The organism is Bradyrhizobium sp. LLZ17 (assembly GCF_041200145.1).
Classification (GTDB): Bacteria; Pseudomonadota; Alphaproteobacteria; order Rhizobiales; family Xanthobacteraceae; genus Bradyrhizobium.
Genome location: NZ_CP165734.1, coordinates 405,185 through 429,302 on the forward strand (window position 1 = coordinate 405,185; position 24,118 = coordinate 429,302).

Annotated in this window: 20 protein-coding genes and 3 pseudogenes; 8 read left to right on the top strand and 15 right to left on the bottom strand. The window is 64.1% G+C overall.

What is annotated here, in order from left to right; genetic code table 11:
* Positions 1-3: 3 nt before the first annotated feature.
* Both AB8Z38_RS01945 and AB8Z38_RS01950 read left to right on the top strand, forming a co-directional pair.
* Entirely contained in the window at positions 4-732 is a 729-nt protein-coding gene (locus tag AB8Z38_RS01945; protein WP_369722838.1) for an SDR family oxidoreductase, read from the top strand.
* Positions 733-779: 47 nt separating this feature from the next.
* Positions 780-1,034 (top strand): annotated as a pseudogene (locus AB8Z38_RS01950) (FGGY family carbohydrate kinase); the annotation flags it as partial.
* A 114-nt stretch (positions 1,035-1,148) separates the two neighbouring features.
* Here AB8Z38_RS01950 and AB8Z38_RS01955 read toward each other — a convergent pair.
* From AB8Z38_RS01955 to AB8Z38_RS01975, 5 genes are all read right to left on the bottom strand, one after another.
* A complete protein-coding gene (locus AB8Z38_RS01955) occupies positions 1,149-1,907 on the bottom strand; it encodes an SDR family oxidoreductase (RefSeq protein WP_369722839.1) in 759 nt (252 codons plus the stop codon).
* Positions 1,908-1,953: 46 nt separating this feature from the next.
* On the bottom strand, positions 1,954-2,712 hold the full coding sequence (locus tag AB8Z38_RS01960) for a peptidase (protein WP_369722841.1): 759 nt from the start codon (positions 2,710-2,712) through the stop codon (positions 1,954-1,956).
* A 199-nt stretch (positions 2,713-2,911) separates the two neighbouring features.
* Complete coding sequence (locus tag AB8Z38_RS01965; RefSeq protein ID WP_369726721.1) at positions 2,912-3,748, bottom strand: transglutaminase domain-containing protein; 837 nt, start codon at positions 3,746-3,748, stop codon at positions 2,912-2,914.
* A gap of 120 nt (positions 3,749-3,868) precedes the next feature.
* Entirely contained in the window at positions 3,869-4,813 is a 945-nt protein-coding gene (locus AB8Z38_RS01970; RefSeq protein WP_369722842.1) for an alpha-E domain-containing protein, read from the bottom strand.
* A gap of 4 nt (positions 4,814-4,817) precedes the next feature.
* Positions 4,818-6,236, bottom strand: a complete 1,419-nt coding sequence (locus AB8Z38_RS01975; protein ID WP_369722844.1) for a circularly permuted type 2 ATP-grasp protein — start codon at positions 6,234-6,236, stop codon at positions 4,818-4,820.
* Positions 6,237-6,517: 281 nt separating this feature from the next.
* Here AB8Z38_RS01975 and AB8Z38_RS01980 point away from each other — a divergent pair.
* The 3 genes and pseudogenes from AB8Z38_RS01980 to AB8Z38_RS01990 all read left to right on the top strand — a co-directional run bounded on the left by AB8Z38_RS01980 (position 6,518) and on the right by AB8Z38_RS01990 (position 8,579).
* Positions 6,518-7,254: pseudogene (locus tag AB8Z38_RS01980) on the top strand (competence/damage-inducible protein A).
* A gap of 36 nt (positions 7,255-7,290) precedes the next feature.
* Positions 7,291-7,818 (top strand): xanthine phosphoribosyltransferase, encoded by a 528-nt coding sequence (gene gpt, locus AB8Z38_RS01985; protein WP_369722846.1) that lies wholly within the window; start codon positions 7,291-7,293, stop codon positions 7,816-7,818.
* A gap of 143 nt (positions 7,819-7,961) precedes the next feature.
* A complete protein-coding gene (locus AB8Z38_RS01990; protein WP_369722848.1) occupies positions 7,962-8,579 on the top strand; it encodes a hypothetical protein in 618 nt (205 codons plus the stop codon).
* On the opposite strand, the gene AB8Z38_RS01995 is transcribed toward AB8Z38_RS01990, so the two are convergent.
* Together AB8Z38_RS01995 and AB8Z38_RS02000 are read right to left on the bottom strand one after the other, a co-directional pair.
* Positions 8,576-8,809, bottom strand: a complete 234-nt coding sequence (locus AB8Z38_RS01995) for a hypothetical protein (RefSeq protein ID WP_369722850.1) — start codon at positions 8,807-8,809, stop codon at positions 8,576-8,578. The two genes, AB8Z38_RS01990 and AB8Z38_RS01995, sit on opposite strands and share 4 nt — an antisense overlap.
* Positions 8,809-9,831 (bottom strand): methionine synthase, encoded by a 1,023-nt coding sequence (locus AB8Z38_RS02000; RefSeq protein ID WP_369722852.1) that lies wholly within the window; start codon positions 9,829-9,831, stop codon positions 8,809-8,811. Before AB8Z38_RS02000 ends, AB8Z38_RS01995 begins: the two co-directional genes overlap by 1 nt.
* A 212-nt stretch (positions 9,832-10,043) precedes the next feature.
* On the opposite strand from AB8Z38_RS02000, the gene AB8Z38_RS02005 reads away from it, so the two are divergent.
* A complete protein-coding gene (locus tag AB8Z38_RS02005; RefSeq protein ID WP_369722854.1) occupies positions 10,044-10,652 on the top strand; it encodes a 2-hydroxychromene-2-carboxylate isomerase in 609 nt (202 codons plus the stop codon).
* Entirely contained in the window at positions 10,652-11,629 is a 978-nt protein-coding gene (locus AB8Z38_RS02010) for an NADPH:quinone oxidoreductase family protein (RefSeq protein WP_369722855.1), read from the top strand. The genes AB8Z38_RS02005 and AB8Z38_RS02010 overlap by 1 nt, the downstream gene beginning before the upstream one ends.
* Before the next feature lie 97 nt (positions 11,630-11,726).
* On the opposite strand, the gene AB8Z38_RS02015 is transcribed toward AB8Z38_RS02010, so the two are convergent.
* The 8 genes and pseudogenes from AB8Z38_RS02015 to AB8Z38_RS02050 all read right to left on the bottom strand — a co-directional run bounded on the left by AB8Z38_RS02015 (position 11,727) and on the right by AB8Z38_RS02050 (position 22,018).
* Positions 11,727-12,617, bottom strand: a complete 891-nt coding sequence (locus AB8Z38_RS02015; RefSeq protein WP_369722856.1) for a crotonase/enoyl-CoA hydratase family protein — start codon at positions 12,615-12,617, stop codon at positions 11,727-11,729.
* Between the two features lie 179 nt (positions 12,618-12,796).
* Positions 12,797-14,218 carry an amidase gene (locus AB8Z38_RS02020; RefSeq protein WP_369722857.1) on the bottom strand — a complete coding sequence of 474 codons (1,422 nt, stop codon included), beginning with the start codon at positions 14,216-14,218 and terminating at the stop codon, positions 12,797-12,799.
* Positions 14,211-15,383, bottom strand: a complete 1,173-nt coding sequence (locus AB8Z38_RS02025) for a M20 aminoacylase family protein (RefSeq protein WP_369722858.1) — start codon at positions 15,381-15,383, stop codon at positions 14,211-14,213. Before AB8Z38_RS02025 ends, AB8Z38_RS02020 begins: the two co-directional genes overlap by 8 nt.
* A gap of 13 nt (positions 15,384-15,396) precedes the next feature.
* On the bottom strand, positions 15,397-16,902 hold the full coding sequence (locus AB8Z38_RS02030) for a M81 family metallopeptidase (RefSeq protein ID WP_369722861.1): 1,506 nt from the start codon (positions 16,900-16,902) through the stop codon (positions 15,397-15,399).
* A gap of 213 nt (positions 16,903-17,115) precedes the next feature.
* Entirely contained in the window at positions 17,116-18,765 is a 1,650-nt protein-coding gene (locus AB8Z38_RS02035; protein WP_369722863.1) for an ABC transporter ATP-binding protein, read from the bottom strand.
* A 127-nt stretch (positions 18,766-18,892) separates the two neighbouring features.
* Positions 18,893-19,779 (bottom strand): annotated as a pseudogene (locus tag AB8Z38_RS02040) (ABC transporter permease).
* Between the two features lie 19 nt (positions 19,780-19,798).
* Positions 19,799-20,740, bottom strand: coding sequence for an ABC transporter permease (locus tag AB8Z38_RS02045; protein ID WP_369722865.1), 942 nt, complete (start codon positions 20,738-20,740; stop codon positions 19,799-19,801).
* 147 nt (positions 20,741-20,887) lie between these two features.
* A complete protein-coding gene (locus AB8Z38_RS02050; protein WP_369722867.1) occupies positions 20,888-22,018 on the bottom strand; it encodes a M20/M25/M40 family metallo-hydrolase in 1,131 nt (376 codons plus the stop codon).
* Positions 22,019-22,289: 271 nt separating this feature from the next.
* Here AB8Z38_RS02050 and AB8Z38_RS02055 point away from each other — a divergent pair, with 271 nt between their 5' ends.
* Entirely contained in the window at positions 22,290-23,900 is a 1,611-nt protein-coding gene (locus AB8Z38_RS02055) for an ABC transporter substrate-binding protein (protein ID WP_369722868.1), read from the top strand.
* The last annotated feature ends 218 nt before the right edge of the window (positions 23,901-24,118 follow it).

Sequence of the window (24,118 nt, forward strand, 5' to 3'; positions counted from 1 at the left end):
ACCGTGGGCCAGGAACTTGCAGGAAAAGTTGCCGCGATCACCGGCGCCGCCTCGGGCATCGGTCTCGAATGCGCCAGGACGATGATCGGAGCTGGCGCGCGCGTCGTGCTGGTCGACCGGGCGGAGGATGCGCTGAATAGCGTCTGTTCCGAGCTTGGCGAGAACGCGATCCCGCTGCGCATAGACCTGACCGATCATGCGAGCATGGCGGGCATGATGCCGCAGGTGCTGGAAAGGGCCGGCCGGCTCGACATCTTCCATGCGAATGCCGGAACCTATGTTGGTGGCGAGGTGCTCGATGGCGACCCCGACGCCTGGGACCGCATGCTCAACCTCAACGTCAACGCGTTGTTTCGCTCCATCCACGCGGTGTTGCCCCACATGGTCGAGCGCAAGAGCGGCGACATCATTGTCACCAGTTCGATCGCCGGTCTCGTCCCTGTCGTCTGGGAGCCGATCTACACAGCCTCGAAACATGCCGTGCAGGCTTTTGTCCATACCGTGCGTCGGCAGGTCGCCAAGTATGGTCTGCGCGTCGGCGCCGTGGCACCCGGACCGGTCGTGACCGCGCTCATCAGCGACTGGCCGAAGGAGAAGCTCGAGGAGGAGATGGCGGCAGGTGGACTGATCCAGCCGACCGAAGTCGCGCAGGCGGTGCTCTTCATGTTGACCCGTCCGAGAAATGTCACGATCCGCGACCTCGTGATCCTGCCGCAGAGCAACGACCTGTAACGCTTCCGCATCTTCGATCTGTTGCTTTATCGGTGAGGGCATCCGAGGTGACTCGTCATTTTCTTGGCATCGACGTCGGTACTGGCAGTGCAAGAGCCGGCGTCTTCGATCGCTCCGGCAGACTTGCCGGCACCGATAGGGCTGACATCACGCTTTGGCGCGAGGCCGGCGACATTGTCGAGCAATCGAGCGAGGACATCTGGCGTGCCGTGTGCCGCAGCGTGCGCGGCGCGGTTGGAAAGGCCGGCATTGCGCCGGACAGCATCGCCGGTATCGGTTTCGATGCGACCTGCTCGTTGGTGGGCGATTGGGGACGCAGCACAGGGATTTAGTCGACCTCACTCACCCTGCTTGCCTAAGGCAGCTTGCAACCCCATGCCGCCTACTGTGCATGGGGTTGTTTTCGCAGTTTTGGTTCAGCCCCGTCCCACGAACGGCATCTTGCTCGCCATCACCGTCATGGTCAGCACGTTGGCATCGAGCGGCAGGCCGGCCATGTAGGCGACGGCATCGCCGACCGCCTTGGCATCCATGCGCGGCTCGTGCTTCATCGTGCCGTCGGCCTGCATCACGCCGGGACCGGCGACCATGCGGTCGGTCATCGGCGTTGCGGCATTGCCGATGTCGACCTGGCCGACCGCGATGTCGTACATGCGCCCGTCGAGGTTGCTCGCCTTGGTCAGGCCGGTGATGGCGTGCTTGGTCGAGGTGTAGGGCGCCGAGAACGGCCGCGGCGCATGCGCCGAGATCGAGCCGTTGTTGATGATGCGGCCGCCGCGCGGAGTCTGGTCCTTCATGATACGGAAGGCGTGCTGAGTGCACAGGAACGGGCCGGTAAGGTTGGTGTTCACCACCGCCTGCCATTGCTCGAGGCTCAGATCCTCGAAATTCACCGGCGGCGCGCCCATACCGGCATTGTTGAAGAGCACGTCGAGCCGGCCATAGGTCGCCTTGACCTTGTCAAACAGCGCGGCGATCTGCTCCGGCTTGGTCATGTCGGCGGTGACACAGAGGCTTTTTCCCGCTGGACCGAGCTTCGCCGTCTCCTCGAGCATGTCGAGCCTGCGGCCGGCGAGCACCACGGTGAAGCCGGTGTTCATCAGCGCCAGCGATGCTGCGCGTCCGACGCCGGTGCCGGCGCCCGTCACCACTGCGATCCTGTTTGCTTCACTCATCGTTTCCTGCCTTTTCTGTTAGGTCTTGTTGACTAGGTCTTGTTGATTAGCTCTTGGGCTCTTTTTCGTTCTTGTAGGGCGGCCGCGGAATGTTCTGGTGCGCGGCGCGCAAGGCCGCCGACCAGCGCGAGCGCAAATCGTGAAAATACGGCTCGCCCGCCTCGATGCGGTGATTGAGATCGGCGTCGCAGGCGTCCGCCCGCACCACCAGCACGTCGATCGGCAGGCCGACGCCGAGATTCGAGCGCATGGTCGAATCCATCGAGATTAGTCCGGTCTTCAGTGCTTCATAGAGTTCGACGTCATAGTGCATTGCGCGGTCGAGCACCGGCTTGCCGTATTTGTGCTCGCCGATCTGCAGGTAAGGCGTGTCGGTGGTGCATTCGATGAAATTGCCGGCGGTATAGACCATGAACAGCCGCATGCGCGCGCCCTTGATCTGGCCGCCGAACAGGAAGGAGACGTCAAACGAGACATCCTCGGACTTTAGCGCAGGGCCCTCGGTCGCATGCACCGCCCGGATCGCCCGGCCGATGCGCTGGGCGGCCTGGAACATGGTCGGCGCGTTCATCAGCGTTTCGATCTCGCCCGTGTTGGGATCTTCCAGGCCCTCGGTCAGGGTGGACAGCACCGATTGGCTGATGGCGAGGTTGCCGGCGCTGGCAATCGCCATGATGCGGTCGCCGGGCTTGGTGAAGATGTGGAGCTTGCGGAAGGTCGAGACGTTATCGAGGCCGGCATTGGTGCGGGTATCGGCGATCATGACGAGCCCGTCCCGCACCAGAATTCCGCAACAATAGGTCATTTCCAATCCCCGAACGCGTTTGCGCGGAATTACTAGCCAATTTCAACAGCCGCTCCAACCCCAATTCCCGCGATCCTCATGGTGAGGAGCGTGCGAAGCACGCGTCTCGAACCATGAAGGCCCGGATCTCGCCCGCGGCCATCCTTCGAGTCGGCGCTTGCGCGCCTCCTCAGGATGAGGTGTGTGCGTGTGGCGCGGCTCAGCTCTGCCGTTGTGATTGCGATTGCGATTGTCCGCCGCGGCCGGCCTGCTCGACCTTGACTTCGACCGACAGTGTCTCCGCGCCGCCGCCGTAGCGGGTGCCGCGCACGGGGGCGGCGCCGAGATAATCGAGCCCGATCGCGACGCGGACATGGGCATCGGTGGTGCAGATGCTGTTGGCGGGATCGAAGCCGACCCAGCCGAGACCGTCGACATAAGCCTCCGCCCAGGCGTGGCCGGCCTCCTGATGCACTGTGCCGTCAGACCGCAAAAAATGTCCGGAGACGAAACGCGCCGGCACGCCGCCGGTGCGGGCGCAGGCGATGAAGATATGCGCGTAGTCCTGGCACACGCCGCGCTTGAGCGTGAACGCTTCGGCCGCCGAGGTGCCGCTGTTGGTCGGGTCCTCGTCGAAGGTCATGTGCTCGCTGATCTGCGTCATCAACGTGTGCAGGAAGCCAAGCGTGTCGCTCTCCGCCTCGCTGCGCAACTGGCGCGTGACCGCCGCCATGGCAGGATTGACCTCGGTCAATTCGGTGGTGCGCAGGAACATGCCGGCCGGGAAGCGCTCGTCCGCGCCGCGCAGCACGCCGCCGGTGTCGTGGGTCTCGATCAGGCCCTCGGCCGTGATCCTGATGTCGTCGACGGGGCCGCAGGACAAGACATGGGTGACGTTGCCGAAGGCGTCCTCATGAGTGTCGAGCTTGGTGTCGGTCGAGACGTCGATCTGCCATTCCGCCACATACTGTCCGTCATGGCTGCACGGCGTCATGCGCAGGATCTGGATGACGCTGGTGGCCTGCGGCTCGTAGCGATAAGTCGTGATGTGCTGGATCTCGCAGGCGCATGGTGAACCGTTGTTCTGGCGTCATTCCCGGGCGGTGCGCAGCACCGGACCGGGAATCTCGAGATTCCGGGTCTGGTCCTTCGGACCATCCCGGAATGACGGCATGGATCAGATCAAATACTGCTTCGTGATGATTTCGCCCAGCCTGGAATTGTCCGTGATGAATTCCTGAATGAATTCATGGACGCCATGCTGGAAAATGTCGTTCATATTGCTGTGTTCGAGCCGGTTGCGGATGCCGCGGGCGTGGCGCTGGGCCGGGCCCTGGCGGCCATAGGCGACGCCGATCTGGTCGAGATTGCGCACCAGATTGCCGTAGCAGCTTGCCAGCGAGCGCGGCAGCGTGTCGTTGAGGATGAGCAGATCCGCGATCAGCCACGGCTTCAGCGTCTCACGATAGACCCAATGATAGGCCGTCAACGCGGAGACCGAACGCAGGATCGAGGTCCACTGATAGAAATCGAGCGGGCCGCCGACATGTTCCTCCTCGGGCAAGAGCACGTGGTACTTCACGTCGAGAATGCGTGCGGTGTTGTCGGCGCGCTCTAGATGCAAGCCCATTCGCGAAAACCAGTAGGCGTCGTTGCGCAGCATGGTGCGGTAGGCCGAGCCGTCGAAGCGCAGCGAGGTCTCCTGGACGAAGCGCAGGAATTTGGCCAATTCCTCGCGGGTCGAGGTGCCCTTGCTCCAGACCTCCTGCAATTCGATCCAGGCCGAGTTGATGGTGTCCCACATCTCGCTGGTCAGCGCGGTACGCACCGAGCGCGAGTTCAGCCGCGCCGCCTCGATGCAGTTCCGGATCGAGGACGGGTTGTTCGGCGAGAACGAGAGGTATTCGACGACGTTGTGCTCGTTGGCTTCTTCATATTGCTGATAGAAGCTCGCGGCGACGCCGGCGGTGAGAAGCGCCGAGTCCCATTCATTGGTCTTGCCGATATAGGCGGCCGGCAGAGCGGTAACGCGCAAGGTCGCATCGATGGTGCGCGCGAGATATTCGGCCCGTTCGACATAGCGGGCGAGCCAGTAGAGGTTTTCGGCGGTACGCGACAGCATCTCTCTACTCGTCCAATATCCAGGTGTCTTTGGTGCCGCCGCCCTGGCTCGAATTCACCACCAGCGAGCCTTCCTTCAGCGCGACGCGGGTGAGACCACCCGGCACGATCGTCGTGCTCTTGCTGCCGGTGAGCACGAAGGGCCGCAGGTCGACATGGCGTGGCGCGAGACCGGATGCCGTGCAGGTCGGACAGGTCGAGAGCGCCAGCGTCGGCTGGGCGATGAAGCCTTCCGGCTCGCGCTTGAGCTTTTCGCGGAACGCTTCGATGGTCGCCTTGGTCGCAGCGGGGCCGATCAGCATGCCGTAGCCGCCGGAGCCGTGCACTTCCTTCACCACGAGCTCGCCCAAATGATCCAGCACATAGGCGAGATCCTTCGGCTCGCGGCAGCGCCAGGTCTGAACGTTCTTCAGGATCGGCTCCTCGCCGAGATAGAATTTCACGATATCCGGCATGTAGGAGTAGATCGCCTTGTCGTCGGCGATGCCGGTGCCGACGGCGTTGGCGAGCGTGATGTTTCCGGCCGCATAGGCCGACATCAGGCCGGGCACGCCGAGCGCGGAATCGGGGCGGAAGGTGAGGGGATCGAGGTAATCGTCGTCGACGCGGCGGTAGATCACGTCGACCCGTTTCACCCCTTCCGTCGTCCGCATGAACACTTCGTTGTTCTTGACGATGAGGTCGCGCCCTTCCACGAGCTCGATCCCGAGCTTGTCGGCGAGGAAGGAGTGCTCGTAATAGGCCGAGTTGTAGACGCCGGGCGTCAGCAGCGCGACCGTCGGCTCGCCCGAAGCGCTCTGCGGCGCGACCGAGCGCAGCGCGGAGAGCAGCTCGTCCGGATATCGCTCGACCGGCGCCACCCTGTGGCGGGCGAACAGATCCGGAAACAGCCGCATCATGATCTCGCGGTTTTCCAGCATGTAGGACACGCCGGACGGCGTGCGTGCATTGTCCTCCAGCACGATGAAGTCGTTGGCGTCGACCCGGACGATGTCGATCCCGGCGATGTGCACGTAGACGTCGTGCGGCACCTGCTGGCCGTTCATCTCGGGCCGGAACACCGGGTTCTGGAAGATGAGGTCGTCGGGCACGATCTCGGCACGGAGAATGTCGCGGCCGTGATAGATGTCGCGCAGGAACATGTTCAGCGCGCGCACGCGCTGCTTCAGGCCCTTTTCCAGCAGCGCCCATTCCTTGCCGGACATGATCCGCGGGATGACGTCGAAGGGAATCAGGCGCTCGGTCGACTCGGCCTCGCCATACACGGCGAAGGTGATGCCGATCCGGCGGAACAGGAGCTCGGCTTCCTGGCGACGATATTCGAGCGCCTCGGGAGGCGTCTCCTTGAGCCAGCGCGCCAGCTCCTGATAGGCGGGGCGAAGGTCCCCGCCGGGAATGTTCATTTCATCAAACGCGACTGCCATAGATCCCGACTGTTTTCCCCAGGCGCTGCGCCATTGCTCAGGTCGTGTCGGTCCTGGTGAAGACCGCAACGTCCCGAGGCCATGCGGCGAGAGTGCATGACTTTCCTAGGCGGTAGCAAGGGCCGGGCCAGCGCGATAAGCATGGACTTGAGACATTTGGCTGATATCGCCTGGGGCTTGCCTGAAAAAATGGCTGAGGACTGCTTATTTCGGCAGCAAAACCGCGTGACTTCAACGCGTTACCCCGGCAAATTCGGCACGACAGGTAAGGGACGTAATTTATGAGCGAGATCGTCACGGCGGGCATTCTGGTCATCGGGGATGAAATCCTGTCCGGCCGGACCAAGGACAAGAATATCGGCTTCATCGCCGAATATCTGACCAATATCGGCATCGACCTGAAGGAGGTCCGATCGTCTCCGATGACGAGGACGACATTATCGCCGCCTTGAATGCGCTGCGGCATCGTTACACCTACGTCTTCACCACCGGCGGCATCGGGCCGACCCACGACGACATCACCGCCGACAGTGTCGCCAAGGCTTTTGGCGTCGGCATCGACCATCACCCGGAGGTGGTCGCCCGCTTCCGCGAGCGCTGGAGCGAGCAGGACCTCAACGAGGCCCGCCTGCGCATGGCCCGCATCCCCGATGGCGCCGAACTGATCCAGAGTGCCACTATCCTCGCGCCCGGCTTCAAGATCGGCAACGTCATCGTGATGGCCGGCGTACCGTCGATCATGCAGGCGATGATGGACATCGTCTCGCCCAAGCTGAAATCCGGCGTCCGCATGCTTTCCGAATCGGTCCGCGCCAACGCGCGGGAGGGCGACATCGGCAGCCCGCTGCGAGCGATCGCCGCAGATCACCCCGACACCATCATCGGCAGCTATCCTTTCATGGACGAGGACTCCAAGCCGAACACCAATCTCGTGGTGCGCTCGCGCGATGCGGACAAGCTCGCAGCCGCGATGGCGGCTGTGAAGGAAATGCTGGCAGGATTGAACATCACCCGGTAGCAGGAGCCGCCGGCAGACGAATGGCAGGAGACGATAATGGCTGGTGAACCACCCGAACTGAGCGCGCAGGAGCGCGCAGGCAAGGCCTTCCCGGTATCGTGGGACCAGTTCCACCGGGATTGCCGGGCACTGACCTGGCGCCTGAACGAGGTCGGTCCGTTTCATGCGGTGATCGCGATCACGCGCGGCGGCCTGGTGCCGGCCGCGATCGTGGCGCGCGAGCTCGGGGTACGCGTGATCGATACGGTCTGCATCGCCAGCTACGATCACACCAAGCAGGGCGACCTTCAGGTTCTCAAGGGCATTTCCGACGCGGCGATGAAGCTCGGCGGCGGCACCGGCAAGGGGCTTCTGATCGTCGACGACCTCGTCGACACCGGCAAGACCGGCAAGCTGGTGCGCGAGATGCTGCCCGATGCGCATTTCGCCACGGTCTATGCCAAGCCGAAGGGACGCCCGCTGGTCGACACCTTCATCACCGAAGTGTCGCAGGACACCTGGATCTTCTTCCCTTGGGACACCGCGCTGTCGTATCACCCGCCGCTGCGTGATGGCGCGGCGTGACTATCGCCGTCATTGCGAGGAGCCACCGGGTCCGCGCAAAGCGCGGCCCGATGACAGGCTCCGCGACAAAGCAATCCAGACTGCTTCCGCGGATGCATGTCTGGATTGCTTCGCTTCGCTCGCAATGACGGGCAGAGGCAGCCATGCCCCTGCAAAATCGCGTCACGCCGACCGGCGACATCATCGCCACGCCACATCGCGGGATGTTCACCGGCAATCGCGGCATCATCCACGATCCCGCGACCAAGACGCTGCTGAAAAGGCGCTGGTCATCGCCGGCCTGGATCACGTGCCTGTGTGAATTCCGCGGCTGGCGGCGGCCGGTGATGGCGCGGCGAAGCTGGACCGAGCTGTTCTTTCTCGATGAGGCGACAGCTCTTGCCGCGGGCCACCGGCCCTGCTTCTTCTGTCGCCGCGAGGATGCCATCCGGTTTCGCAACGCATGGAAAGCGGGGAATGGTGCAACCGACCTCAGCGCCAAGGCCATGGACGCAGTGCTGCACCGCGAGCGGCTCGATCGCGGCAACAAGCGGCTGCATGCGCTGCCGATGCCGCTCGCTGAATTGCCCGATGGCGCGATGATCCAGCAGGGCGATGAGAGCTTTCTGGTGACGCGTGGCAAGACGTTGCTGTGGTCACCCGCGGGCTACGCCCCGCATGCGGGCACCCTTGATCGCCCGATGTTGCTGACGGCACCTTCCACGCTGCGGGCGATGATCGCGGGATATCGGCCTGTGTTGCATCCGACGGCGCGCGGCTAGCGCAGCGGCTTACCGTCTTCGTCGACGCTGGTCCGCGCGTCGCGCAGCGCCCATTCGCGGATCACCTGGCGGCAGCGGGTCAGCTCGGCTTCGCTCGCAGCATGCGCATCCTTCGACGCGCGCTCGACCATGGCCTTGCAGTTGCGCAGCACGGAGCGATCTTCCGCGTGCGTCTGCATCGTGGTCGTCGCAAGCGCTGCGACAACAAAGCGCAGCCGGATCGCCGGCATCACACCAACTTCTCGCGCGCCAGCGCGGCGCCGGCGCCGAGCGCCATCAGCTTGGCTTCGGCGATGTCGCGCCGCATCGGCGCCATGCCGCAATTGGTGGTCGCGATGATGTTGCTCTTGGGCACGAATTTCGATACCGCGTCGATCACCTTGACGACGTCCTCGGCGGTCTCGACCGTGTCGCTGGCAACATCGATCACGCCGGCCTGCACGATCTTGTTCTGGAGCAGCGCGAGCAGATCGAGCGGCACCTTCGAATTTCGGCACTCGATCGCGACCTGCTGGATCGGACTCGCATCGATCGCCGGAAAAATCTGCTCATACTGCCGCCATTGGGTGCCGAGCGTTTCCTTCCAGTCGGTGTTGGCCTTGATGCCATAACCGTAGCAGATATGCACGGCAGTGGCGCAGGTCAGGCCTTGCGCGGCGCGCTCCAGCGCCTTGATGCCCCAATCGTTGACCTCGTCCATGTAGACGTTGAAGGCGGGCTCGTCGAACTGCACGAGATCGACACCATCGGCCTGCAACGCCTTGGCTTCTTCATTCAGAAGCTCGGCGAAGGCGAACGCCATCTTGACGCGGTCGCCGTAGTAACGGTCGGCGATGGTGTCGATGATGGTCATCGGGCCGGGCAGGGTGAACTTCAGCTTTTTCCTGGTATGCGTGCGCGCCACGCGCGCCTCGTCGGCATGGACGCGCCCCTTGAGTCGGAGCGGCGCCACCACCTGCGGCACCATCGCCTTGTAGCGGTCCTTGCGGATGCCCATCTCGACCTTGTGGGCGAAGTCGATGCCCTCGATCTTCTCCAGAAAACCGTGCACGAAGTGCTGCCGCGCCTGCTCGCCCTCGGTGACGATATCGATGCCGGCGTCCTCCTGGATTTTCACGGCAAGCATGGTCGCGTCGCGCTTGGCGCGGACAAGCTCGTCACCTTGCGACTTCCAGGGCGCCCAGAGCATGTTGGGTTCGGCAAGCCATTCCGGCTTCGGCAAGGAGCCGGCGATCGTGGTTGGAAACAGCATGGCGGCCCTCCAGCGGGGTTGTGTTGCGCCCCTTCCTGCCATGTCTTAACGTCGAGGTACAGGACAACAAAAGTCGCGCCTCGGACCGTAATCGTCATTGCGAGCGCAGCGAAGCAATCCAGACTGTCTCTGCCGAAAGATTCTGGATTGCTTCGCTGCGCTCGCAATGACGGAGGATAAAGCGAAAGACACACGACAAAACAGGAAACGCCATGATCGAATTCTTCTTCGACTGTTCCAGTCCCTGGACCTATCTCGCGTTCCACAACATCCAGCTATTGGCCAAGGAGCTCGGCGCCGAGATCATCTGGCGGCCGATCCTGGTCGGCGGCATCTTCAACACGGTCAACCCGAGCGTCTACGCGCAGCGCGAGACGCCGGTGCCGCTGAAGGCACGCTACATGAAGAAGGATCTCGCCGACTGGGCGCGCTCGGCGGGGCTCGCAATCAAGATGCCGCCGACGGTATTTCCGGTGAACAGCGTGAAAGCCATGCGCGGCTGCATCTGGCTCGGCAAGGACATGGTGCCGTTCGCGACCGCTGTGTTCGAAGCCTATTGGGGCGGCGACAAGGACATTTCGCAGGATGCGGTGCTGGCCGAGATCTGCAAGAAAGTCGGCATCGACGAGCAAAACTTCTTCGCGGGCATTTCGGAGCAGGCGATCAAGGACCAGCTCAAGGCGAACACGGAGGAGGTCGTGGCGCGCGGCGGCTTCGGCTCGCCGACGATCTTCGTCAACAAGGTCGACATGTATTTCGGCAACGACCGCCTGCCGCTGATCCGCGAGGCCCTGCTGCGCAGCAAGGCGAGCGCGGCCTGATGGTGCGGGCTGTCGTTTGCCGCGCGCTCGGTGCCCCCGAGACGTTGCGGCTGGAGGAGTTTCCATCGCGCGCCCTCGAGCCGGACGAGGTGCGCATTGCGATCCGCGCCGCCGGGTTGAATTTTCCCGATGTGCTGATGGCGGCCGGCGAATATCAGCTCAAGCCCGAGTTGCCGTTCACGCCCGGCATGGAAGCCGCCGGGGATGTCACCGAGGTGGGCGCGGAGGCGAGGGGCGTCGCCGTCGGCGACAAGGTCATCGCGAAAATGCGCCACGGCGCATTCACCGATGAAGCCGTTGTCAGGCCGTCGCAGCTCACGCCGATGCCGTCGACGTTCGACTATGCGGAAGCCGCGACTTATCTCGCCGGCCACGGCACCGCCTATCACGCGCTGATCGATCGCGGCCGGGTGGAGCCGGGCGAGGTGCTCTTGGTGCATGGCGCCGGCGGCGGCGTCGGCCTTGCGGCCGTCGAGATCGGCAAGATGCTCGGCGCCACCGTGATTGCGACCGCCTCCAGCGACGAGAAGCTCGCGATTGCCGAGACGCGCGGGGCGGATCATCTTATCCGCTACGACCGCGAGCCGTTTCGCGACGCCGTGAAGCGGATCACCGATGGCCGCGGCGCCGACGTCGTGTTCGATCCGGTCGGCGGCGAGGTATTCGAGAACTCGATGCGCTGCATCGCCTGGGGCGCGCGGCTGCTGGTGATCGGCTTCACCGGCGGCATCGGCTTGGCGAAAACCAATCTGCTGCTGATGAAGGGCGCAAGCGTCCTCGGCGTACGCGCGGGCGAAGCCGTGCGGAAAAATCCCGCGCTCGGCGAGGTGCGCCTGAAGGCGCTGCTCGCATGGGCAGAAGAGGGCAAGCTGCGTCCGAACGTGTCGCACCGCCTGCCGCTGCAGGACTATGCCAAGGCGATGCGGCTGCTGCTCGATCGCAAGGCGATCGGACGGGTCGCGCTGGTGATGGATTAGCTTCTACCGTCGTCATTCCGGGGCGCCCGCAGGGCGAGCCCGGGATCTCGAGATCCCGGGTTCGACGCTTCGCATCGCCCCGGGATGACGCTTCGCGTCACTTGTATTCCCGCTCTGTCCACCACGGAAAATAGTCCGGCATATCGCTCGATACCTTGTTCTTGAATTGCGCGGGGCGCTTCTCCAGGAACGACACCACGCCTTCCTTCACATCCTCGGAGCGCCCGCGCGCGTAGATGCCGCGGCTGTCGACCTTGTGGGCTTCCATTGGATCGTCCGCGCCCATCATGCGCCACATCATCTGCCGGATCAGCGCCACCGACACCGGCGCGGTCTTCGCCGCGAATTCCTTGGCGAGCGCGCGCGCGGTCGGCAACAGCTCATCCGGCGGCACCACCTTGCTGACAAGGCGGCCGGCGAGCGCTTCCTGCGCGGGAAACACCCGGCCCGAATAGCACCATTCCAGCGCCTGCGAGATGCCGACGATGCGCGGCAGGAACCAGCTCGAGGCGGCCTCCGGCACGATGCCGCGCTGGGAGAACACGAAGCCGAACCGCGCGGCGTCCGACGCAATGCGGATGTCCATCGCGAGCAGCATGGTGACGCCGATGCCGACCGCCGGGCCGTTGACCGCCGCGATCACCGGCTTCAGGCATTTGAAGATGCGCAGCGTCACCTGGCCGCCGCCGTCGCGCACCTGCGGATCGCTGTAGTCGACCTTGCCGTCGGCGAAGCGTTTCACCGGTCCGCGCCGCGCGTCGCGGTCAAAGGTGTTGACACCCGAGGAAAGATCGGCGCCTGCGCAAAAGCCGCGGCCTGCGCCGGTGACGATGATGGCGCGGACGTCGTCGTCCTTGTCGGCGGCGTCGAACGCGTCGATCAATTCGGCCTGCATCTGTCCGTTGAAGGCGTTGAGCTTGTCGGGCCGGTTCAGCGTGATGGTGAGGATCTGCTCGGCGATCTCGTACTTGATCGTCTCATACGCCATGGTGGTTTCCTTCCCTTGTTTCTTTGTTGATCTCTCTAGCATGTCATTCCGGGGCGCGCGAAGCGCGAGCTCAGGTGCGCAATTGCGCACCTGAGAATCCATTTCTCCACACGACTATGCGGATGAATGGATTCCGCGCTTGCGCCAAGAGGGCGCAACCCGGAATGACGCCGGTGCGATCAATCAGCCGGCGGGCTCGGCCACGGCCGCTGCGGGCCGCGCAGGCCTTCGAACGCCTTGGCCATGCCGAGCACGCCGATGTCGTCGAAGCGGCGGCCGACGATCTGCACGCCAATCGGAAAACCCTTGGCATCGAAGCCGCCGTTGATCGAGACGGCGGGATTCTCGGACATATTCCACGGCACGGTATAGGCAATATGCTCGAACGGCTTCATCGGATCGTTGAGGGGTGAAGCCCATTCCGCCGGAAAGTTGACGTTCGGCGCCGTCGGCGAGATCAGATAATCGAGCTCGCAGAACAGTTTTGCCGCGGCAGCGCGGATCGCCATGGTCTGGTTGAAGCCGCGGATCACGTCGACGCCGGACAGCTTTGCGCCGGACTCGCCCCATTTGAAGATGTAGGGCAGCACCTTGGCCTGGTCGGCGGGCGTCAGCTTCGACAAATCGTCCCACATCCGCGCGCGCCAAAAATTGTCGAGGCCGTCAAGCATCTCGCGCGTGAGGATGCCGTCGACTTCGGTGATGACGGCGCCGGCGGATTCGAACGCTTTCGCGGCCTTCACCGCGACGTCACGGACCGGCTTCTCCAGCGGCTGACCGACGCCGGGATCGAGCATCAGCCCGATGCGCAATTTGCGCGGGGACTTCTCCAGCCCCTTCCAGTTGAGGGGTTCGGCGGGCAGGCTGGTGCCGTCGCGCCGGTCCGGCTTTGCGATCACGCTCATCATCAGCGCGCAATCGTCGACGGTGCGGGTGATGGGTCCGGCGACGCGGCCGACATAGGCCGGATCGAGCGGCACCCGGCCAAAGCTCGGCTTCAATCCGACCAGGCCGCACCAGCCCGCGGGCAGGCGCACCGAGCCGCCGATATCGGTGCCGAGATGCAGCGGACCGTAGCCGGCGGCGGCTGCAGCGCCGGCGCCCGCGCTGGAGCCGCCGGGATTCTTGCTGAGGTCCCAGGGATTGCGCGCGAGCGCGTGGAAGCTGGAGAGCCCGGAGGACAGCATGCCGTAATCGGGCATGGTGGTCTTGGCGAAGATGATCGCGCCGGCCTCGCGCAGCCGTGCCGCGGGCGGTGCGTCCTTCTCCGCCGGCACCAGCTTGACGCTGGCAGCCCCCAGCGGCACCGGCACGCCCTTGGTCGCGATGTTGTCTTTCACCGTGACCGGCACGCCGTCGAGCGGGCCGGAAGGTTCGCCGCCGGACCAGCGCGCCGTCGAGGCCTTGGCGGCCTCGCGCGTGGAGTCGGGATCGAACGCATAGAGCGCCTTGAGGTGCGGCTCCCACGCGGCGACGTGCGCGAGCACATCCTCCAGCACCTCGCTCGGCGAGAACTGCTTTGCGCGATAGCCGGCGATCAGATCGACCGCGGAGAGATCGTGCAGCGGGGTGACCGCCTCTTCGACGTCCTTCTTACGCATGGGCACCGACCGGCATGCGCGTCTCGATGATGCGGGCGAACATGCTGGCGCCGATCGGCAGGATCTTGTCGTCGAGCACATAGCCGGGGTTGTGCACCGGCACCGAGCCGTCGTGGCCGACCCAGAAATAGGCGCCGGGAATGGTTTGCAGCATGTCGGCGAAATCCTCGCTGCCCATCTTCGGCTGGGTGCGGGTGATCACCTTGGCGGGGTCGACCACGGTGCGCGCGACCTCCTCGACCACCTTGGACTGCTCGACCTGGTTGACCAGCACCCCGAAAGTGTCGCGGATGTCGACGTCGATCTCGCACTGATACGCGGCCGCGATGCCGGCGCAGATCGTGCGGACACGTTCGCTGATCAGCGCGCGAACTTCATTCGAGAAGGTGCGGATGGTGCCGCAGAGATGCGCTTCGCCGGGGATGACATTGTAGGCGGAGCCGGCATGGATCTGGGTGATGGACACGACGGCGGCCTGGAGCGGCTCGACGTTGCGGCTGACGATGGTCTGGATCGCCTGTGCCAGGGTGGTCGCGATGATCACCGCATCCTTGGAGCGCTCGGGCATCGCGCCATGCGCGCCATAACCGCGGATACGCAGATCGAAGAAATCGGCGCCGGCCATCGCCGGGCCCGGCAGGATCGCGATCTCGCCGAGATTGAGATCGGGCGCATTGTGCAAGCCGTAAAGCTCGTCGCAGGGAAATTTCTCGAACAACCCGTCCTTGATCATCGCGCGCGCGCCGCCAAGGCCTTCCTCGGCCGGCTGGAAGATCAGGTGCACGGTGCCGTCGAAATTCCGGGTCTCGGCGAGGTAGCGCGCGGTGCCGAGCAGCATGGTGGTGTGGCCGTCATGGCCGCAGCCGTGGAAGCGGCCGGGAACGGTCGAGCGCCATTTCAGATTGGTGTTCTCTTCCATCGGCAGCGCGTCCATGTCGGCGCGCAGGCCGATCCGCTTGCCGCTCGAACCCTTGCCCTTGATGACACCGATCACGCCGGTGCCGCCGAGGCCGCGATGCACTTCGACGCCCCAGCTCTTCAGCTTGTCGGCGACGATGCCCGAGGTGCGGATCTCCTCGAACCCGATCTCCGGATGGGCGTGGAGATCGCGGCGGATCGCGGTGAGTTCGTCGGCATAGCCGTCGATGCGGTCAATGGTGGGCATCTGTCCTGTCCAGTTAGCGTGATGGAGGATTGAAAACGGGGCCGTTCGGCTTGATGCGGATGCCCGGCCGCAGGCGCGTCCAGGGCAGCGTAGCGGTGTCGGCCGGCATCGCGCCGGGCGCGGCGCAGATCATCAGCTTCGCTGCGATCGGCTCGAAATCGGCGCGGAAATGCACCGAGCTCTTGTTGACCAAAATCTTCTGTTCGGTCGGCTCGATGCCGACATAGCGATACATCGCCTGGTCGGCGAGTTGCGCCTTGTGCGAGCTCACGACGATTCGGACGTCGCCGATGCGCAAGCCTGCGGAGGGGCCCATCTCCATCTCGCGGCCGCCGTAATAAGGGCCGGGCGCGATGAAGCGGCCGTCGGAGAGGTTTTCGACCAGGAAGGTCTCGCGATAGGGCTCGTCGCCGGGAATGCCGGACTTGCCGCCGAGCGACAATGTCACGGTGGCGCCGACGCCGGCCGCATGCGCGGCCTTGGCCGATTCCGGATCGTAGATCGCGCCGGTCGCGGCACTCGCCTTGTTGCGCACCAGCGCGCGCAGCATGCCGGTGGTGTCGGAATCGCCGCCCGCGCCGGGATTGTCCTGGGTATCGGCGATGATGATCGGCTTGCTCGCGGCCTTCGCGAGTTCCATGGCGTGGCGCACGCCGTCGTCTGGCGACCAGATCTTGCCGTCGAAATCGTCCTCGTGGCTTTCGATCAGTTTGACGATCGCATCCGCTGCGCGGTCGGCGTCTCCCTGCGTCCTGCCATAGGCGAACACGCTTGGCCCGCAATCGCGGAAATCGGCGGCGGGGAAGCCGGGCGCGAACGAGAGTGTCGGAACCACGTCGCTCTCCAGCGCGGCAAGCCTCTCGTAGATGCCCTTGGTCGGTTGGTCGTTGGTGCACTGCCAGCTGATCGGAATCAGGAACGGCAATTGGCGGAATGATTTTGCGAAGCGCTGCTTTGTCTTGAGGAGCAGCGCGAGATGTTCCGCGCAGGCGCGGCCGGTCTCGGCCATGTCGACATGAGGATAGGTGCGGTAGGCGATCAGTGCGTCCGCATGTTCCATCATCTCCGGCGTGACGTTGGCGTGGAGGTCGAGGCTCGTGACCAGCGGAACGTCGTGGCCGATGACGCGGCGCACGCGCGCCAGGATCTCGCCTTCGCCGTCGTCGAGATGCTCGGTGACCATGGCGCCATGCAAATCGAGATAGACGGCATCGAGCGGACCGGCGGCGGCGATGCCGTCGACCATGACCGTCACGATGCGTTCAAAGGCATCGCTGGTGACATGCGCGGACGGGCTTGCGCCGCAGGCGATGGTCGGGATGAGTTCCCAGCCGTTGGCTTCAGCACTATCCACGAATCCGGCAAGGCCGACATTGATGCGCCGCATCACCCTCAGCACGTCGGCGCCTTGCGTCATCGCCGGCCAGCCACCGCCATGCTGAAAGTCTGCGAACGTCGCCTTTGTCGGGGCGAAGGTGTTGGTCTCGTGCAGAAAGCCGCCGACGGCGATACGTGTCATTCAGTTCAGTCCCACGCAAATGATGCGCGACGTTAGCCTTGGCTTTGACGAGAGAGCAAGGTGGAGAGCTCATGCCGCCGCGCATGGCTTTACGTCATTTTCGAATGCTGGTGATCGCCCCCCGTCATTGCGAGCGAAGCGAAGCAATCCAGAGTCTCTCCGCAGCGGCAGCCTGGATTGCTTCGCTGCGCTCGCAATGACGGAGTATGCGGCTTAAACCGTGGCCGCCACACCTTCCGCCACCGGCCGGAAGTTCGCAAAATCCCAACCGCGGCCGGGCGCGGCCTCAAGCAGGGCCCTGGTATAGGCCTCCTTCGGATGGGTCAGCACTTCGGCGGCGGGGCCCTGTTCGACCACGCGGCCGTGCTGCATCACCACCACCTCATCGCAGATTTGGGCGGCGACGCGCAGATCGTGGGTGATGAACAGGATCGCGATGCCGAGCCGCTTCTGGATCTCGTCGAGCAGTTCCAGCACCTGCGCCTGCACGGAGACGTCGAGCGCCGAGACGGCCTCATCCGCAACCAGCACGTCCGGATCGAGCGCAAGCGCACGCGCGATCGCGATGCGCTGGCGCTGGCCGCCGGAGAACTGGTGCGGATAGCGTGACACGGCGTCGGCGGGCAGGCCGACGAGCTCGAGCAGCTCGCGCGCGCGCTTGATCGCGTCCGCATGCGAGGTGCCGTAATTGACCGGCCCTTCCGCGATGCTCTCGCCGACGGTGACGCGCGGGTTGAGCGAGCGGTAGGGATCCTGGAACACGATCTGGATCTTCTGCCGGTGCGGCTGCAACAGGCGCCGCGAGATGTCGGAGATCTCGCGGCCGGCCAGGCGCACGCCGCCGGAGGTTGGGTCGATCAGGCGGACGATGCAGCGCGCCACCGTCGACTTGCCCGAGCCGCTTTCGCCGACGATGCCGAGCGTGCGGCCCTTGCGCAGTGTCAGCGTAACCTTGTCGGCGGCGACGACCTCGCGGCCTTTGCCGAAGAAGGCGCGCTCCTTGTAGACCTTGCCGAGCTCGTTGGCCTCGAGCACCACCGGCTCCCTGCTGTCCTCGCGCGGCGCGCGCGGCACCAGGCTCGGCACCGCCGAGAGCAGATTGCGGGTGTACTCCATGGTCGGCTTGCGCAGGATGGAATCCAGCGTACCGGTCTCGACCAGCCGGCCCTGGCGCATCACCGCCACCCGGTCGGCGATTTCCGCGACGACGCCCATGTCGTGGGTGATGAACAAGACGGCCGTGCCGTGATCGCGCTGAAGATCGCGGATCAGGGTCAGGATCTGCTTCTGCGTGGTGACGTCGAGCGCCGTGGTGGGCTCGTCGGCGATCAGCAGCTTCGGTTCGAGCACCAGGGCCATCGCGATCATGATGCGCTGGCGCTGGCCGCCGGAGAGGCGGTGCGGGTAGGAGGCGAAGATGCGCTCGACCTGGGGCAGGCGTACCTGCTCCATCATATCGAGGATGCGCTGCTTGCGCGCTTTTGCGTCAAGGCTGGTATGGGCGCGCAGCACCTCGTCGATCTGGCGGCCGACCGGGACCACCGGATTGAGTGCGGTCATCGGCTCCTGGAAGATCATCGCCATCTGCGTCGCGCGGAGCTGGCGCAGCCGGCGGTCGGTCGCGGTGAGAATCTCCTCGCCGACCAACTTGACGCTGCCGCCGGTCGGAACCAGCGTGCCTTTCGGCAGCAGACCCATGGTGGTGAGCGAGGTCACCGACTTGCCCGAGCCGCTTTCGCCGACGAGGCACAGCGTTTCGCCTTGGTGGACCTGGACCGAGATGCCGTCGATGATGTTGGCGCCCTTCGGTTTCTTGCCGATGGAAACGACGAGGTTGTTGATGTCGAGGATTGGGTTGGTCATGCGAGGTCTCCACCGTCGTTCCGGGGCGCGCGCAAGCGTGAACCCGGAACCTCGAGATTCTCAGGTGCGCAACTGCGCACCATAGTTCGGTGCTTCGCACCGCCCCGGAATGACGGGATAAATTGTTTCACTTCCCCTCCCGCTGCTTCATGCGGGGATCGAGTGCGTCGCGGGCGGCGTCGCCGATCAAATTGATGCTGAGGATGGCGATCGAGAGCAGAAGGCCTGGCCAGAAGATCAGTGTCGGCTTGAGCTGAAAATACTGGCGGCCCTCGGCCATGATGTTGCCCCAGGTCGGGGTCTCCGGCGAAATACCGGCGCCGAGGAAGGAGAGAATGGCCTCGGTCAGGATTGCGGACGCACAGACATAGGTGCCCTGGACAATCAGCGGTGCGATCGTGTTCGGCATCAAATGCCGCCACATGATCTTCGGCAGCGAGGAGCCAAGCGAGATCGCCGCCTCGACATAAGGCTCTTCACGCGCGGACAGCACGACCGAGCGCACCAGGCGCGCCACGCGCGGGATCTCCGGGATGGTGATCGCGATCAGCACGGTCCAGATGCTGGCGCCGGACAGCGACACCACGGCGATGGCGAGCAGGATGCTCGGCATCGCCATCAGGCCGTCCATGACGCGCATCAAGACCGAATCGACCAGCTTGAAGAAGCCGGAGACCAGGCCGATCGCGAGCCCGATGACGATCGACAGGATCGCCGACCCGACGCCGATCAGGAGCGACACGCGGCCACCATAGGTGACGCGTGACAAGAGGTCGCGGCCATAGGCGTCGGTGCCGAGCAGGAATTGCGCCGACGAAGGCTTCAGCCGCAGCGACGGCGACAGCTGGATCGGATCATGCGGCGCGATCAGCGGCGCCAGGATCGAGATCAGCACGATCAGCGCCAGCAAGATCGTTGCGGTAGCGATGATCGGCGTCGAGGTGAGGAATCAAAGCGCGGCCGCAGCGGCGACGTGATCGGAATGGACGACTGGGGAAGGGTATCGACCGACATTTTGTCCTTATCCTTGGCCCTAGTACCGGATCCGCGGATCGAGCAGGGTGTAGGCGACGTCGATCAGAAGATTGACGACGACGTAGATCAGCGAGGTCAGCAGGATCATCGCCTGGATCACCGGATAGTCGCGCGCCAGCACCGCGTCCACCGTAAGGCGGCCGATGCCGGGGATGTTGAATACGCTCTCGGTGACGACGACGCCGGAGATCAGAAGCGCAAAGCCGGTGCCGATCACAGTGATCACGGGCACGGCGGCATTGCGCAGCGCATGCCGCATCATCACGGCGACCTCGTTGATGCCCTTGGCGCGCGCGGTGCGGATATAGTCTTCGCCAAGCACGTCGAGCATCGCCGCGCGCGTCATGCGCGCGATCAGCGCGACGTAGATGAACGAGAGCGCGCAGGTCGGCAGAATGATGCGTTCGAAGAACGGCCCAAAGCCCGCGCTGATGCTCTTGAAGCCCTGCACCGGCACCCAGCGCAGATCGATCGCAAAGACCTCGATCAGGACATAGCCGATCACGAACACCGGCACGGAGAAGCCAAGCACGGAAAGACCCATCACGAAACGGTCGATCCAGGTGCCGTGCTTCCACGCTGCGATCACGCCCAGGGGAACTGCGACGACAACGGCGAGAATGATGGTCGACAGCGCGATCGAGATCGACGGCTCGACGCGCTGGCCGATCATCTTCATGACCGGGAGGTTGGAGATCAGCGACGTTCCGAGATCGCCATGCAGCAGCTTGTTCACCCAGGTGATGAACTGCACGATCAGCGGCTCGTTAAGGCCGAGCGAGGTGCGGATGCGCTCCAGCCGTTCCGGCGTTGCATTGTCGCCGGCGAGAATCGCGGCGGGATCGCCGGGCGTGAGGCGGAGCAGGAGGAACACGAACAGCGCGACGACGCCCATCACAGGCACCGCGGCGAAGATTCGGCGAACGAGATATCCGAGCAAGTTGAATCCGTCAGGTGAGAGTCAAATCGGGGGCAGCGGTCGTGGCCTGTTCTGCCACCAGCCTAACATTTCAGCAATTCCCGTGCCATCAGGGCCACAGATATTGCAGTGCGGCCCGTCGTTTTCAGTGCGACGTTCCCCGCGGCGTCATTCCAGGGTGGCCAACAGTCCCGCCATCAGGCGGCCGCGTTCGGCGAGGCTCTCGACCTCGATATATTCCTCCAGGGTGTGGGCATTGCCGCCACGCACGCCGAGGCCATCGAGTGTCGGGATGCCCATTGCGCCGGTGAAATTACCATCAGAGCCGCCCCCGGAGCTCGCATGCGGCAGCTCAGTGCCGAGCGATTTGGCGACGCCGCGCGCCTTTTCATAGAGCGCCATGGTCCCGGCATCCGGCTCCCAGACTGGCCGCGTGACGCCGCGCGTCACCTTGAAGCTCACGTCATTGCTGGTGCCGGACAACGCCAGCATCCGCTCGACGCCGCGGTCGAGATCGGCCTGGCGCTTCGCCATCGAGAGCGCCTCGCCGGTGGCGGTCGTGGCAACGCAATTGACCCATTGGCCGCCATGCACGACGCCGACCGAGAAGGTGCAGTCCTCGGTCGTCATCGCGTCGATCGCAAGAATCTGCCGCGCCATCTCGCGGATCGCCGAGCGTCCCGCCGACAATGTCGCGCCCGCGTGACTTGGCCGTCCGGTCGCCTCTAAATTGAATCGCGCAATGGCGTAACGTCCGGTGGTGACACCGTTGTCAGCGCGTCCGGGTTCCGGCACCAACACATATTTGTTGCGCGCAGCTTCCGCCTCGATGATGTCGCGGGTCGAGGGCGTGCCGACTTCCTCGTCCGGGGTGAACAGCACGGTGATCGGCAGCGGTGTCGTGAAGGAAGCGCGCGCGAGCTGCCGGATCGCTTCCAGCGAGAGATAGTTGCCGCCCTTCATGTCGTAGATGCCGGGGCCGTAGCATTTGTTGCCTTCGCGCCGCCATTTCAGCTTCTCGATGGTGCCGACGGGGTGAACGGTATCCATGTGCCCGGCGATCAAGATTCCCGGCTCACCCTGCTTCGGATGCGGGAAACGCGCGCGGACGACGCCGCCAAAGCCTTGGCGGCCGGCGATGCGTTCGATCGTCGCACCCATGATCGCCATGTCCCGCGCTGCAATGTCGAGCATGCGGTTGACCGCGTTCGCGTCCCAGGTCGGGCTTTCGCACTCCACCCAATTGTGCAGACCCTGGAGCATGGCGTCGGAATCAAAGGGAAGATTGGCTGGATTCATCGGAAGGTCTCTCAAGCTTTGAAAGATGAAGCGCGCATCGCACCCGCGAAAGCTAGGACAAGGGGACAGCGTTGTAGAGCTAATCCGTTGCTTGCGGAGCCCCATGCGCGCGCCGCCGTGGACTGCAGCGAAACCGGATTGACGCGCTCGACGCTGTCTGCAAGTCTCGAAAAGATAAAGGCATTGCATGAGGTTAGTTCGCCTAAAGAACAATCCGAATGCTCAACCAATAACCTGCCTTTGACCGGTTTCACGTCAGGAGAAACTTTCAATGTTCGATTTGATGCGCATGGGGCGTCGCGCGTTCGCCTCCAAGCTTGCGCTGTCGGTCCTCGCGCTCTCGACCGTGCTGGCCTCGCCAGTGCTTGCGGCCGGCAAGACCATCACCGCCGTGATGCATTCCGATCTCCGCATCATCGATCCGATCTTCACGACCGCCTACATCGCGCGCGACCACGGCTACATGGTTTACGACACGCTGATCGCGACGGACGCAAACTTCAAGATCCAGCCGCAGATGGCGGACTGGAAGATCTCCGACGACAAGCTCACCTACACCTTCACGCTGCGTGACGGTCTGAAGTGGCATGACGGCGCACCGGTGACGGCGGAAGACTGCGTCGCTTCGCTGAAGCGCTGGGCTGCGGTCGACGGCATGGGCCAGCAGATGATGCAGTTCACTGCGAGCATCGAGGCGACCGACGCCAAGACCATCACGTTGAAGCTGAAGGAGCCTTACTCGCTGGTGCTGGAATCGATCGGCAAGCCGTCTTCGCGCGTGGCCTTCATGATGCCGAAGCGTCTGGCCGAGACGCCGCCGGACAAGCAGATCCCCGAGCAGATCGGCTCCGGCCCGTTCAAGTTCGTGCAGAGTGAATTCCAGCCCGGCGTGAAGGCGGTCTACGTCAAGAACACCGACTATGTGCCGCGCAAGGAGCCGCCGAGCTGGACCGCCGGCGGCAAGGTGGTGAAGGTCGATCGCGTCGAGTGGATCACCATGCCGGATGCGCAGACCGCGGTGAACGCGCTGCAATCGGGCGACATCGACTTCATGGAAGTGCCGCCGTGGGATCTCCTGCCCGTGCTTGAAGGCAATTCCGACGTCAAGGTCGAGACGCTGAACAAGTTCGGCTACCAGACGCTCGGGCGTATGAACTTCCTCTATCCGCCCTTCGACAATCCGAAGATCCGCCGTGCAGCGCTTCTGGCGATGAACCAGAAGGACGTGCTCGACGCGCTGGTCGGCAATCCCAAATACTACAAGATCTGTGGTGCCTTCTTCATCTGCGACACCCCGTTCGCGACCGATGTCGGATCCGAATCGCTGGTCAAGGGCAACGGCATGGCGGAAGCCAAGAAGCTGCTTGCCGAGTCCGGCTATGACGGTACGCCCGTCGTGGTCATGGTGCCCGGTGACGTCGTGACTTTGAAGGCGCAGCCAACTGTCGCGGTGCAGCTGCTCCGTGAAGCCGGCTTCAAGGTCGACGCGCAGGCGACCGATTGGCAGACGGTGGTGAGCCGTCGTGCCAGCCAGAAGCCCCCGAAGGACGGCGGCTGGAACATGTTCTTCACCAACTGGGTCAGCGCCGACGTCTCCAACCCGATCTCCAATCTCTCGATCGGCGGGCAGGGCAAGAAGGGCGGCTGGTTCGGTTGGGCGGAAGATGCCAAGATCGAGAAGCTCAAGGACGACTTCGTCCGCGCTGCCTCGCTGGACGATCAGAAGAAGATCGCGACCGAGATCCAGAAGGAAGCCTATGATCAGGTGATCTACATTCCGCTCGGCCAGTATCTGGCGCCGAGCGCGTGGCGGAAGTCGCTGAGCGGTGTGCTCGACGGTCCGGCGACCCCGGTGTTCTGGAACATCGACAAGTCGGAGTAAGGCAACGCCGACTAGAAACAGGGCGTCCTGCCCTTCGTCCCATCGTCACGCGGCGCCGCTATCATCAGCGGCGCCGTTGTCTTTTGCGGGCGTTGTGCCGCAGGCCTCTGAGCTTTGACCGTTCAAGTCTGCGATTGTTGCTATTTGTTTCCAATCTGACCTAGATGGTCCGTCGTCAGACGACTTGCTTTCCCTCCCTCGATTCGAATCCCGTGCCG